This is a genomic window from Spirosoma pollinicola (assembly GCF_002831565.1).
In the GTDB taxonomy this organism is placed as follows: Bacteria; Bacteroidota; Bacteroidia; order Cytophagales; family Spirosomataceae; genus Spirosoma; species Spirosoma pollinicola.
Map to the genome: position 1 here is coordinate 7,434,050 of NZ_CP025096.1, position 14,180 is coordinate 7,448,229.

Consider the following 14,180-nt stretch of genomic DNA (forward strand, 5'->3'; position numbering starts at 1 on the left):
TTGATGAATGAAGACGGAGTTTTATCAAAATATATTTCAGAAATAGAGGTTTTCTTGGAAAATTTAATTATTAATAAAAAATTGAAAGAGGAGTTGAACATGCACGATAGTAAAGGAGTCGGTCTTGTTATAGGAAAAGTAGATTTTCAAGGCATTTCTATTAAAAAGAGTTTAGATTGTATTGGGAGTGTTTTTTACGGATTAAAGATATATAAATCAGATAAGGTAAAACATTTCATAATAAATAGTCTTTTTAGAATGTGGCTGTTACAAAAAAAGAAATATAAATTAGATCAAGTAAGATTTTATATTGATACTAAAGACATAGCTCTTAACCTACAATATGCGCAGATTGACAATGATCTTTTTCTAAATGATGGATATTCTCAATATCCATATTCTTTTAAACCTTTTGGGAATGTAAACTTACATTCCGTAAGAGTAAACCAACTTTTTGTTAGCCCACAAATAGGTATTCATTATTTAACTCGGTGGAAGGTAACAGGATTAATCTATAATTATATATATAGTAAAAGTGATAAAGATATAAATGATTCAGATCAAAAGTTGTTACAAGAATGCAATTGGTTTGATGACTTCTATAACGAAGACAATTTAAGACAACCGTATGAGCAATATGCTAAAGTACTCATGGCTGTCGGTGATGATGCTATAGCTAGGAAAGTTTTATTAAAAACAGCAACTCGTAATTGGAGAGAAGCATTTTTGTTTTTTCTTTTAAAATTTTTTTCCGCTTTAGGTGTTCCTGCATATAGGTCATTGTTCGGGTTATTCATATTAACCATTATAGGTACTTGTGTTTATTATTATTCTGCAATAAATGGATATGTGCTATATAAATTTCTTAATCAAGAAAAATATATATTATTAGATTCTAAAAATTTAATCAATATTGGGGAAAGTAAATTATTATTAGAAACGTTTGTATATTCTATACAAGAATTACTGCCAATAAATGTTAGCGAAAAAGATATTTTTAAGCCTTATAATATTTTTACAATAGTTTACTCTTTGATACATAATTTCTTCGGCACCATATTACTCGCAATGTTTGTGTTAGGTATCGCTCGTATTACTAGAAGATCGTAACATAACTGCTAAATTGTAGTCACTTTGTAATCTTTCAGGTTCAGGTAAACCTGAAATTACTAAAGTTTCATTAGTCATATCTATTTTTCCATTTTTGTAGAAATTAATATCGGCTCTAAAAAGACTATCTTTAGATACCATATATGACCTGTAAGAAAATACCAATGTATTTCTTTCATTTTTTAAAATTTCTAGCTCAATTTTTGAAAAAGGATTCAAATCTTCAAGAAAGATCAAATCATAACCAATTATATTATCGTCTTCACTAGTCATATCATTAATAGAGTCGCTAATCCAACTAGTGTATTTGTTATGTATATATTCATGTTTAGTTTTATTGAACACCTCAAATATGCTTATCTCTTCTTGAGATAAAGCCTCATCATTCGCAGCTAATATTCCTTTATTCAATGCTTCTCTATAGCTTGAATTACTATAATACTGCTCGATTTGAAATTCCATATTGTAAATATTGTTTTCATCTTTATACATATCACGTGCAAAATTTAATAACCATTTGCCAAACTGGTACAGTACGGTATTTTCTTCTGATTTTTTCTCTTCTGTATTTTCTTCTTTTTCATCAATATATTTCAATAACTTATTAATGTCTATATCTTTTGTTCTATTTGTAATGTAATGTAATATTTCTTTAAGAGATTCATCATTTTTATATGAATCTCTTAAAATATTTACGAATTTTCTATAAATATATTCATTTGTTGAAATTCCAATTATTTTATCATTTATCTCTGATATTATATTTAAATAGTACTCTTTATCTTCTTTAGATATATGTGTATTAATATCTTCACCTTTGTCTATTAATTCTCTATATTTTTCGTCAAGATCATTAAAGTAGGAATTATTTTTTTTGTAATTGCCTATTAATTGGGATTTTTTTTCATTAAGTTCTTTTAGTATCATTACTACTAATAGAATAGCACTTTCCCCAAATTCGGTGTATAATATTTTCTCCTCTTCTTTCGTTAAATCATCTTCTAATTCAGTAAAGTAATTCCAACAAAGCTGTCTCTGTTTTTTGGTTACTAAAGTATATTTTCTTTCAAGTTCATTATATAAGTTTTTTAAAATTTTTCTGTTATCAACATCAAAAATCACTGCAATATTTTGATTTTGTATATTTGCTAAGCCTTTATATGTATAATTTTCATAACTCTTTATAATCACTTCATTTTTTGAATATGATGCCCATCTGGCTTCCACCATTTCTTTTGCAGATTCTACAAGGTAGAAATAGCCGTGTCTCCCTCTTGCATTATTAAAGAAAAGTTTGATAAAATCTTTTATTAATTTTGTATCGAATTTGTATATAGTTTCTTTTATGAATTTATTTTTATTATCTGATATTAATAGATAGATTTCTGATAAATCATATATTGGTGTATTACTACCATCGAATTCTTTAAAATCGCCTAGCGTAGGGTTGTAAAAGCCAATCACTGATTGACTTCTTACAAGAGAATACTCACTTAATTTTATAAGTATATATCCTGGAAAAACACTTGCTATATCGCTAGTAGAGATTTCAACTTTGGTATCTTCAGCATTAAATTTAACCTTTAGCAGAGATTTATTAATTGCCGTAAAATGCCTGGCTCGTCTCCTTTTTTTTTCGTCGCTCAAATTATTATTGTTTTCTGTCTCATGTACTTCATCGTAAAGTTTCCATTTGTAAAAACTAGCAAGAGATTCATTCCATGCATCTCTATACTCATTTTGTAAATACTCATTATATTTATCGTTAGACACATTATCCATAAAATAGAGTTTTAAGAGTCGTTTGTTTATTGGCTAATTTCCACTGACTGTAACAAGTAATAGCTGTCGGTATACATCTCATTCTTGCTTTCTAATTTTAACCTCTGGCTTGTACAGCTTGGCTTTCCTGGTAGCTTAACTTGTTTCCAATTGAATTTAAAGATTGTCAGCTTGCTTGTAGTTACCGATTCAGTTGTAATTACGTAAGCGGCTTTGTATTATATAATGTACATTAAAACCGGAAAAGTATATAAGCTATTCTTTTTTAGCTATCTGCTCCAATTCTTCAAGGGCACTACCTATGTAACTAAATTCTTTCGCCCGGCTTTTTGTATCAAAAAAGTAAGTAATTGAGCTGAAATCCATTGGATTAAGAGCCTTTTTAATTCCTTCATGACCAGCTACTGAATTTGCATTGCCAGTATAATTATCTATTGAAGATATTAGCTTCTTTACTCCGTTTTTGAAGTCGTCCGAACAGTTGTTTATATTCAAGTAATAGACATCATTACGCCATTCTTTAAAAAAAGATGTGTGATCCCAAAGCAATTTTGTTACTGACACGTTATTCTGTGCCTCACTATATTGTTCCTTAATTCTTTTTAATGCTGTAGCGTCGTGCTCACTCATAAGTAGAGAATAGGTTACAGTTAGTAATTATAATTAAACTTTAATAAAGACTTATAAAGGTGTAATTTCTACTCTATCATACTATACCACCGTTGCAGGATTGTTATCTCTGCTAACATGTAAACGTTATTATATATATAGTGACGCTGTAAGAGCCTAAACTCGTGGTTCTATGAGAAGATATAGATGATAAATGGCTAGAATGGGCCTGATCTACCTTGGCATCCAATAGTATTCCAAGCGCCAGTCAAATGAGCCAAAATGATTTCGTAATCTTTCCGCTAGCTTCCAGTAATCATCTTTTTCGAGTAGGGTCCACTTAATTGATTTTAGATCAGAGAGCCCCGGCAAAATTGAAAGGCTTCTAAGTAGAATACCATCAATCGGTGGGTGGATGCTGCTGCTTCGGTAGCATTGACCCTTGTTGCATAATATGACCGATGTTTTAAGATAGATCGAAATTAACTTTGATGCTCTGCCATAAGTGACTGTCTGAACGCCTTCAGCCTTTAAGGCAGAAATGATTTGTTCAGCCCAACGCTGATGCAGAGTAGCGAACTGTTCAACGCTGACTTCATTATCATCTTGGGCGAAACGTTGAAGACTCGACTGCTCAATAGCATATTTGATTTTGGCCGTTGTTGTAAAGTCCCTTTGGACTGCTCTTGCCGCTGTCCAAGTTGCGTAATTATGTCGATGCTGATCAAATGTATAATTTTTCATGGTGCGGAGTAAGACCCAATTTCTAGTAGTTTATTGTAAATTATAATCAATAAGCTACAGGAACAATTGATTTTACCTTTCGGTATTATAGAGCTGCTTTTATACTGAAACAAATAATGAATGGAGGACGATAGTCAGCGATAGTTAAGATAGTTTGTTACAAATGATAAACGGACGTTTAACATTTGTAACAACTAACACTTTTCCCTTATCTTGTCGGTCTAAATCACTCCTTGATGGAAAGTCAACCTCTATCCCATGTCGCTTATTACCGGGTCTCCACCAAACAGCAGGGTCAGAGCGGTCTTGGCTTGGAAGCTCAGCGTACCCAAGTGCTAGGCTTCATCGGTAGTCATGCCCAATTGGTGCGGGAGTTCATCGAAGTGGAAAGTGGTAAACGTGATAGTCGTCCTCAACTCATCGAAGCTTTAGCTTATGCCAGGCAGCACAAGGCCCGACTCGTCATTGCCAAACTGGATCGACTCAGCCGCAACGCTGGTTTTATTTTCGCACTCAAAGACAGCGGTGTGGATTTTGTCTGCGCCGATATGCCGGATGCCAACACTTTAACCATTGGCATTTTTGCCACCTTGGCCCAGCACGAGCGGGAACTCATCGGTGAACGAACCCGAAAGGCACTGGCGGTTAAGAAGCAACAAGGGTTTCAACTTGGATCACCACAGAATCTGACACTACAGGCCCAGCGAAAAGGGGTAGAAGCCATTAAACTGAAGGCGGCTACCAATGAAAATAACCGGCGGGCGTTGCTGACGATCAAGGGATATCTCCAGCAGGAGAAGACTTTACAACAAATTGCCGACGAGCTGAACGCGTCCGGATTCCGCACTGCCAAGGGACACATGTTTCAGCGAGTTCATATTTTCCGCTTAAAAGCAAAACTTTCATAGATCCTCATTCGATTGTTGCATCAACCTGATTTGCGCTTCATAAACCAAGTGAACTTCACTTAAAATAGATACCTTTTACGCTTATTTTGTCTTTCCATTGGCAACCAGTATATATCAGCGACTTGCCATGATTTCATACCTAGCTAAATGACAATCATTCTGACCATAGATGACTTGCTCTTGGAGCTTTTTCCTAACGTAAAAGGAGCCAGTAATCAACGAGAAGCACTCAAAGAAGAGTTAATAAATTACTACGCTTATTCCGTCCATAAGCCCCAGGTTTCATTTGATGGGCAAACTGTTATCATTACTATCCCTACTCAGGCTATCGCCAGAGAGGAACAGGAGTATAATAAAGTGGTAGGACTGGCATCAAAAGGTAACTACCGAGAAGCCAAACAGGCTCTTGACGCGCTCATAAAGCAAAATCCTACCAAGTCAGAATATTACCGGATTTATGGCCAAATGTTGTCTGACGAAGGCGATCAGGAGGGAGCCATTAATCACTTGATTGATGCGTTGCGGTGGGATCCAACCAACGGATTTGCGTTGATCATGATGGGTAATGTGTATGCCCGGCATAAAGATGATGTAGAAACGGCGATGAAATATTACGATCAAGCCGTTAAGCTTGATCCTACGAACTACATTGCGATTAATAATATTGGGGCTAATCTGCTTCAAAAGGGCCAGGTAGCGCAAGGAATCAGCTATTTGGAACAAGCCTATGCCATCAACCCGGCCTATGCCAACACCTCGTTTGGGTTAGCGTTAGCCGCCCAGCGGCAGGGGGATATGAACAAGGCCTTTGCTATGAGTACACAGGCGCTTAAATCAACGACGCCTAAAGACCCTGTTTATCAAAATGCAATGCCAATTGCGCTTGAATCGGCGAAAACCCTCACCCAATCAGGTAGAGGCCAGGCGCTGTTTGACGCGTACCGATCCACGTTGGAAGAGACGGGGGGGAAATCAATTGAGGTTATCACCGACCCCGATATTCCAACGGCGGCAAAACTGGAAATCGCTGAAAACTACAATCGTCCGGCGCATACCATCCGATATAAGCCTACGTATCCGGCGGTCGAACACCTGATGATGCATGAGCTAGTTCACCTTGACTTTATCGTACAAGCCCGTCAGGAAAATCTCAACAAGCTTTTCGTGTCGACGCAGGAGCAGAAAGCGACGTTTATAAAAGAGATATATGATACGATTAAAAAACTAAAAAAGCAGGGATATCCCGAATCCTCCATTGCTAGTTTTAGTACGGCACTTTTTGATGGATTGAATCGCCAGATTTACAATACCCCGATTGATTTGTTCATTGAACATTTCCTCTACGTGACCTTTCCAGAATTAAGACCTTACCAGTTTTTGTCCCTGTATACTATGATTGGGGAGGGAATGCAGGCGGTTACCGATAAGCGAGCCGTTGAACTATCACCTCGGAAAGTGCTGAGTGACAGTAAAGTTTACAACCTCGTCAATGCTCTCCAGTTAAAGGAACTCTACGGTGTTGATTTAATGGCCGGGTTTAACAGTGTATCGACGGAAGAAAAAAAGGCGCAGACCTTTTACAATGAGTACAAAGAGTACGAAGCTGATCGCCAGCCTGCCGAAGAATATGAGCTGGTTCAGCACTGGGCCGATGACTTACGGTTGAGCCCCTACTTCGAGCTGATTGATGAGGCTGCCTACCGCAGGTGCACCGCCAGCCCCCTGGATACCCTGACCGCCATTGAAAACGATCCCTTTGATCTGGCAGGCGACGAGTCCTACAAAAAGAAGGAGATGGAAACCTTTCAGCAGCAGGCCAAAGAGCAGGGGTTAAATATGGCCGTTGTCATGTACATGGTTGGTGCCCTTCAATACTTCTCAACCATGAGCCCCGAGCAAATTAAAGCGATTGCCTTCGAAATCGCCATGCTGGGTATACACGGTATCAGCCCTGAGAAGCAGGGGTATAAACTGAATGGTATTCCAGATAAGACGTTTTCGGGCTATCACTTGATTGCTTACTATTATGTCAGCTGGGCCCTAGCGATTCCGGAGATGCTGGCCGGATTGCAATTGCCCTATGAGCAGGAGTACGAAACGGCAAAAAGTATAAATGGGATGACAAACCGGTAACACGATGACGCAACTCGAATCACTTCTTGCCCAACTACACGCTTTCCGGGATGAACGGGACTGGCAACAATTTCATAATTCTAAAGATCTGGCCCTGGCAATTTCCATCGAAGCGGCTGAAGTCAATGAATTATTCCTTTGGAAGTCAGCTCAGGATGTAGATCCGGTAAAGCTCAGACATGAACTAGCCGATGTTATGTCGTATTGTCTGCTTCTAGCTGATAATCATGCCATCGATCTGGCCCAGGCTATAACCGAAAAAATCCACCTGAACGCCCATAAATACCCGGTAGAGAAGGCGAAAGGCAAGGCTACTAAATACACGGATTTGTAATTATAACTACCCGAGATGATTGTTTACCAAGCCTCAAAAGGCCAGTTTTTGGATGATGTTTTATCGAATGAAATTGAAAACATAATTCTCAAATCATTCAAGGATAAATTACACCGTACTACAAGTTCAAACGAGATCAGATCCTGGAAAGAATCGCTAGCCTACATGGATCGAATTCTACAGGATCCAGCTATTCCTGAAGACTGTGGTGTAGCCGTGGAGTACCAGGTTCCTCAAACCTCAAAGCGGATGGATTTTATTCTGTCGGGCTATGGGGTAGCGGGGGAGGAATATGCTATTTTGATCGAGCTGAAACAATGGGAGAAGGCTTCTCTAACCTCAAAAGACGGAGTTGTTGAAACCTATGTAGGTGGTGGCGTACGAGAAGTCGCTCATCCGTCGTATCAAGCCTGGTCTTACGCGGCATTACTACAGGGATTTAATGAAGCTGTATATACAGGAGATATTCAGCTGAAACCATGTGCCTATCTACACAACTATCAACCAGACAGCGTCTTAAGCCATGAGTTCTATCAGGAATACATAAGAAAGGCTCCTATTTTTCTCAGGAGTGATGCCGTGAAGTTACGGGAGTTTATTAAAACGTATGTAAAACGTGGGGATCAGTCGAAAGTTATTTATAAAATAGACGGGGGGGAAATCAGGCCATCAAAAGCACTGGCTGATAGTATGGTTTCTCTGTTAAAGGGAAATAAGGAATTTGTGATGATTGATGATCAGAAGATTGTTTATGAAACGGCCTTGTCTTTGGCTAAACAATCTTCTTCGGTTAATAAAAATGTGCTCATAGTACAAGGGGGGCCTGGTACTGGCAAATCGGTAGTTGCCGTAAACTTGCTTGTTGAACTGACAACGCTTGGTTTACTCGCTCAATACGTCTCGAAAAACGCAGCCCCAAGAGCCGTCTACGAGAGCAAACTAACAGGGGCTTTTCGCAAGACTCTTATTAGCAACATGTTTAAGGGGTCAGGTGGGTTTTATTCTACAGCAGAAAACGAAATGGATGCCTTGATCGTAGACGAAGCGCATCGTCTGAATGAAAAAAGCGGTCTTTATTCAAATCTAGGCGAGAACCAAATCAAAGAAATAATTAACACCGCGAAATGCGCCATTTTCTTCTTAGACGAGAATCAACGAGTAACGTTAAACGACATTGGAGAAATAGACGAAATTAGGCGCTGGGCCAATCTGGCAGGAGCTACTATTCACGAAATGGAGCTTAGTTCACAGTTTAGATGTGGTGGGTCAGATGGGTACCTATCGTGGCTAGATAATATTCTACAAATTCATGAAACCGCGAACTACGATTTAAATGAAACTAGCTATGACTTCAGAGTTATTGATTCTCCAGCCAGCCTGCGAGACCTTATTTTTGAGAAAAACGAAATCAACAACAAGTCCCGATTAGTTGCTGGATACTGTTGGCCCTGGGAAAGTAAAAAGAATCCACAAGCCGATGATATCGTTTTTCCACAGTATGATTTTTCAATGAAGTGGAATTTGACAACAGATGGGAGCTTATGGATCCTAGGTACCGAATCGGTTAACGAAGTAGGCTGCATTCACACGTGCCAAGGTTTAGAAGTTGACTATATAGGCGTAATTATTGGCCCAGATTTAGTAGTTAGAAACGGAGAGGTTATCACCGACCCGTCAAAGAGAGCCAAATCAGATTCATCGACTAGAACGTACAAGTCTTACCTGAAGAAGAATCGGGAAAGCGGGCCTGACTTTATTGATAAAATCATTAAGAATACCTACCGCACATTAATGACCCGTGGTATGAAAGGCTGTTACATTTATAGCGCTGATCCGGAAACTCGTGAGTATTTCAGTGAGAATCTATAAAAGCAGTTTGTGTATAGTAAATCCACTTAATCAGCCGCAATTTCACGGACGATTTTCGATAAATAATTATCAATAAACTCGTAATTCCATTCATTATGATTTTCAAGCAGCGTAACAAGGTCTCCATCATCAAGTAAAATGATTAATCCTCTGTTATCTCTGTATGTATCTCGGCAGCGTTGTATAAACAAGTTCTTATCCTTAAAACTTCGACACACAATTATGCCCACTTGACCCCTATTAACTGAGAATCTGCTTGATATCTGATCTAGTTCTGGATTTCCTAAATCAGAAGAGTAATTTTTACATTCCACAAAAATATATTGACAAGGAATTCGCCAAATCGTAGAAAATCTATTGAATATGCCGATTCGTGCAGCATTATCAAATGTTATATCAATTCTTTTACGGCCTTGATGTATTTCTTTCTCTTTAACAGGATGTATTAAGTTAGGATAGAATAGTAATTCTAGAATACCAATTATCTCTTTATGGAACGTATTTGCGTTATCATTACCTGGAGGAATATTTCTTAGCCGTTCTATTAGAATAGTACAAATGCTACGCACATCTATGTTTGTAATTTCTGGGTTGGTGAGTGAATCCAAAGTTGTTCTATTTTTAAAAATATCTAGCACTTCTGGATGGTCTAATGTGAATTTCCTTAAAAACTCTTTAGTGCCAGATTCATCACTCTTTATAGTCTCTTTTATAGAATCTTTTGTAACATATCTCGTTCCGTTTTTTCTCTTTTTTACTAGAGCACTATTCAATTTTAGATGTTCATTCTGAAGAAAATTAAGCACAAAGTGAGTCATATATTTATCAGGTGTATATGCCTTAGAAAAAGATACAACACCTTTTGAAATTAGTAGTATAGGCTTATTATCTATTATAAGCATATTTGTGTGTTCTGCAACCCAATCGTTTTCTTGACGTGACCAAAAGTAACCAGATGGCACCCCTGCTGTTAAAGGTATTGAATGTAAATTGCATTGTGACTGCGTATAATCTATTAGATGTTTTTTTATAATATTGGTCGTCATATCAGATAACTTATCTTTCCCGAATTTATCTACGAATAATATATTGTCTTCTATATCTTGTATCAGACCAGTTTGTATTGCTTTACTTTCTAATAGACTTTCATATATATTTACAGTATCACCTTCTCCCACACCATTACCACTAGGATTACCTTTTGACATGCCTAGACATGTGGAATTAGGTTCATGTAAATTTTGGAATAATATTTTAGCATCTTCAAAATTGTTTTCTCGTATTAGATCTATTAGTTGCTGAAAAAAACTACGAAGTGTAAGCGTTGCTTCTATTGACCAATTATCATTTCTAATACTTAGGAAAAATGGATCTAAGAATATAGGTAAATCAGCTTTTGTATCAATATCTACAAAATCTAGTTCAGCTTGTGTTTTCTTCAAACTGAAGTGGTCACTTATTTTCATGAGAGTAGTATTTTGGTGTGATAATTGATACCTATGCAATTAAAATTATAATAAATCTAACTATCGATATCTAACATTTAAAAATACTGTTTTCAAGAGCAGGTTTGTTACTATACAAACGAACGACTATGGAAGAACATTTATATAAACTATGAGCATGTGTTTTCTTCACTTTGTAGTTCGCTGGATGTGTCGATACAATTGTTTAGACGGGGTGTTACCAGACCCCTCAAAATTGGCTCGGCAACCGAAAAAAATAAAGGCTTCTTTCGCTCGAGAAACACCGACGTTTAACATATTAACACCTGTGTCAAAGAAGTAGAGCTTACCCACATCATTTTCTCCATATGTTGAGGAAAACAAAATAATTGGCCGTTCCGCCCCTTGTAGAGCATGAACGGTACCAATGGTCAAACGAGTCGTATTAATTCCAGCTTTTTGCAATGCTGATCGTAGTAACTGTTTTTGACCCGTGAAAGGAGTAATAATACCTAAAATCGACGATAAATCAATCAGCTCGACCGCGCGGTTTTGTTTTGAGGCCATAGCTATTTCCTGTTTTTGGTAATGGTGTAGAATTAGTTCTTGGTTATACCATATCCAATTGGCAATTTGGTTCGCTTGTTCTTCATTGCTCCGACTGTAACCAACTGCTTTCGAATCACCTGTCGTATCAATAAACTGCATTGGTGGTAGAAGATTATCTTTAGCAGGTCCTTTCATCGGTTCCAGTAAACCTCTGTAAGCCAATTTATTACAATAATCAATAATCTCGTTAAAGCAACGTCGGTGCTCGGTTAATAGCATGCCCCGTTCTCCTTGAGGAAACTGTTGATAAGCAGACGATTTTTGAGCTAGCTTTATCAGGCTACCAGCACTACTGAGAAACCCTTTATTAAGAAGTTCTTCGACGGCTGTAAGGTCATCTACGGTCGCTATAAGGGAATGACGAACCAAATTGGCGTAGTCTACCTTAGGAGGTACGTTCCAGACCGGTTCAATTTGTAAACTATCTCCGACAACAATTGAACGCTTGGCTAATGCGAAGGACGCTGCTCCTACTTCGGGGGAAACCTGTCCTGCTTCATCGACAATCAATAAGTCGATGAAGCTTAATAGCGGAGGTGAAGGCGACTCAAATTGATTGGTTTGGGTTATAAATCTAGAGTAAGTAAAAAAGCGCGGAGCTGTATAAAAGGTAGACACAAAGCAAGGAGCCAGCATGGCATCCCGTCGCCAGCGGTCTTTGGTGTGTTGTAATCCTTTTTTCAACAGTAAATTCTCATCGAGCGCCCGACGGGTTGCCAGAATCCATCGCCCTTCCCAGTAATGAACGGCTAAGTAGAATAAATCATATTTTAACCCTTTTTCCAACTCATCGTAATAATGAGGTAAACCACTTTGCCCAGCGACTCTAAAGTCGGTATCGCTTAGGGGGGGATTACCTCTAACATGGTTCGCCTGTTTCCAGGTCATCCAAGCGTTGGTTAATTCTCGAATTTGTTTGATTAGTTTAAAATTACGGTCAAAGAAGGAGTGAACAGTGCTTAAGTTATAGCCATTGACTGCCTCCGTATTCATAGGACAGTCCCGAAAAAATTGATTAATTCGGATAGCTCTTTTCTCCTTTATGGGTTTTAAGAAGGCAAATAGTTTAATCCAGAATGACTCGCTGTCTAAATAAGTGCTCACCTGCTCTTCTAACACTTTCAAGGCCGTCTCCCAAGCGTTAATTTGGGTCATAGATGGCCCCTCAGCGGAAGGTTGTTGCCCCAATTTGATCGTTAGTTCATGAACAGACTTATATTGTTCCCAAAGCCGAACCCCTTCTTGGAGTTGATGTTGGCCAGCTTTCAGCCTATTTTGTAGATGGCCGATAATCTGTTCAATGGACTGATTCGGTTGGTTAGAATGAGCAATAAATTGACTGATGTAGAGCTTCTCCGCTCGAGCAACATAGTCTCGATTTTCTATGTCACGAAGAAACCCGCCCTTTTTACGTTTTAAGTGCAGTATATCGTCGCCAACCTGTTTGCTTTCACTGGCTAAAAACAACCCAAAGCTTTTCAGGCCCGGTAGCCACCGCTCATATAGTACTCCCTTCTTCTGCTTAATACTTGAAAAGCTTTCAATGATATTCGTGATGGCTTGGTTATTCGTCGAACAAGCCAAAATGATGGCTGGCTCGTTTCCAGCAATAGCCTGTTTAACTACTTCGCTGGCTACGATGCTTTGTATCAGCGTTGTTTTACCCGTTCCAGGCGGGCCATTCACCGCTAGTATTTCCCCTTCGTTTAATTGATTGACTTGGTAAAGACTTTTGCGTTGAGAAAAAGATAAAGCGTATTCGTAGTTCATCTGGCCTAGATGTGAAACGCTGCCTTGTACGAAAGAATGCTCAGAAAGCAATGGCTTGACCGATTGATAAGGCCGTCTAGCCAAATTCGTTAACAGCGCAGGGAAAGGCGGAGCACGTAAGATGGAATCATAAAGTGTAATGATTCCATCAGCTGCGCTGATCAGCAAATCATTGATGACTAATGTTGGTTCATAAGTCGTCACATAATTTTCCTGTTGATAGTTATAAAGGTCCTGGTGCGTGATGGCAGAAAATGTTTGATCGATGTATTGCCAATAATCACTCCATTGCTGGCTGAAAGTAAACGGTTTTGAAAAACTTAGATCAATGGTATCAACAGACGAGAAAATATAATGTATTTGCTCGTCCACTTGCGGCTCTAAATAGGCACGAGGTATATATGGAAAGGTATCTTCATCTAGTTGCAAAGTTCCTTTGCTCGTTAGAATGGCTCGAATCCAGAAAGGATAAAAGACGCCTGTTACTCGGTTCGCTCGAGCGAATTCAGGGACTGGACTAACTCGAAATGGTGTTATTAATACGGGTATTTTGTCAATGACTCCCCGATCAGAATTGAATGATGAACCAAGTCCTTTTGAATCATTGTGCCGCCGTTCAATCCATTCGAATAGTTGTGCGGTCTGCTCTAAATCGATTAGGCCAGCATGAAGATCAATTCCAACGTTACGTATTGCTAGCTGTTTATCAACCAAGATTTCATGGCGCGCGGCATCAGCCAGTGTATTACGCCAGTAACGAAGTTGATTTGCGATTGTCTTATTGTCCATTGTTTTCGAACAAACTATCGACTTAAACTGTATATCGGCAACCAGAAGTTGACAGATGCGGGTGAAATGAGAAGATGT

At 38.4% G+C, this 14,180-nt stretch carries 10 protein-coding genes; 5 read left to right on the forward strand and 5 right to left on the reverse strand.

Annotated elements, in window-relative coordinates; all coding sequences use genetic code 11:
- The first annotated feature begins 3 nt into the window (after nucleotides 1–3).
- On the forward strand, nucleotides 4–1,110 hold the full coding sequence (locus CWM47_RS31320) for a hypothetical protein (protein ID WP_100992493.1): 1,107 nt from the start codon (nucleotides 4–6) through the stop codon (nucleotides 1,108–1,110).
- On the opposite strand, the gene CWM47_RS31325 is transcribed toward CWM47_RS31320, so the two are convergent.
- The 3 genes from CWM47_RS31325 to CWM47_RS31335 all read right to left on the reverse strand — a co-directional run bounded on the left by CWM47_RS31325 (nucleotide 1,078) and on the right by CWM47_RS31335 (nucleotide 4,245).
- The gene (locus tag CWM47_RS31325; RefSeq protein ID WP_100992494.1) at nucleotides 1,078–2,892 is read right to left on the reverse strand and encodes a hypothetical protein; all 1,815 of its coding nucleotides are present in this window, start codon (nucleotides 2,890–2,892) and stop codon (nucleotides 1,078–1,080) included. The two genes, CWM47_RS31320 and CWM47_RS31325, sit on opposite strands and share 33 nt — an antisense overlap.
- Before the next feature lie 255 nt (nucleotides 2,893–3,147).
- Nucleotides 3,148–3,522 carry a hypothetical protein gene (locus CWM47_RS31330; protein WP_100992495.1) on the reverse strand — a complete coding sequence of 125 codons (375 nt, stop codon included), beginning with the start codon at nucleotides 3,520–3,522 and terminating at the stop codon, nucleotides 3,148–3,150.
- A gap of 213 nt (nucleotides 3,523–3,735) precedes the next feature.
- A complete protein-coding gene (locus CWM47_RS31335) occupies nucleotides 3,736–4,245 on the reverse strand; it encodes a hypothetical protein (RefSeq protein WP_100992496.1) in 510 nt (169 codons plus the stop codon).
- A 236-nt stretch (nucleotides 4,246–4,481) separates the two neighbouring features.
- Here CWM47_RS31335 and CWM47_RS31340 point away from each other — a divergent pair, with 236 nt between their 5' ends.
- From CWM47_RS31340 to CWM47_RS31355, 4 genes are all read left to right on the forward strand, one after another.
- The gene (locus CWM47_RS31340; RefSeq protein WP_100992497.1) at nucleotides 4,482–5,153 is read left to right on the forward strand and encodes a recombinase family protein; all 672 of its coding nucleotides are present in this window, start codon (nucleotides 4,482–4,484) and stop codon (nucleotides 5,151–5,153) included.
- Between the two features lie 147 nt (nucleotides 5,154–5,300).
- A complete protein-coding gene (locus tag CWM47_RS31345; RefSeq protein ID WP_100992498.1) occupies nucleotides 5,301–7,286 on the forward strand; it encodes a tetratricopeptide repeat protein in 1,986 nt (661 codons plus the stop codon).
- Between the two features lie 4 nt (nucleotides 7,287–7,290).
- Complete coding sequence (locus CWM47_RS31350) at nucleotides 7,291–7,620, forward strand: nucleotide pyrophosphohydrolase (RefSeq protein WP_100992499.1); 330 nt, start codon at nucleotides 7,291–7,293, stop codon at nucleotides 7,618–7,620.
- A gap of 15 nt (nucleotides 7,621–7,635) precedes the next feature.
- Nucleotides 7,636–9,489, forward strand: coding sequence for a DUF2075 domain-containing protein (locus tag CWM47_RS31355; RefSeq protein ID WP_100992500.1), 1,854 nt, complete (start codon nucleotides 7,636–7,638; stop codon nucleotides 9,487–9,489).
- Nucleotides 9,490–9,515: 26 nt separating this feature from the next.
- Here CWM47_RS31355 and CWM47_RS31360 read toward each other — a convergent pair whose 3' ends face one another.
- A complete protein-coding gene (locus CWM47_RS31360; RefSeq protein ID WP_100992501.1) occupies nucleotides 9,516–10,955 on the reverse strand; it encodes a PTS lactose/cellobiose transporter subunit IIA in 1,440 nt (479 codons plus the stop codon).
- 168 nt (nucleotides 10,956–11,123) lie between these two features.
- Nucleotides 11,124–14,102, reverse strand: coding sequence for an AAA domain-containing protein (locus tag CWM47_RS31365; protein ID WP_100992502.1), 2,979 nt, complete (start codon nucleotides 14,100–14,102; stop codon nucleotides 11,124–11,126).
- Nucleotides 14,103–14,180 lie beyond the last annotated feature (78 nt).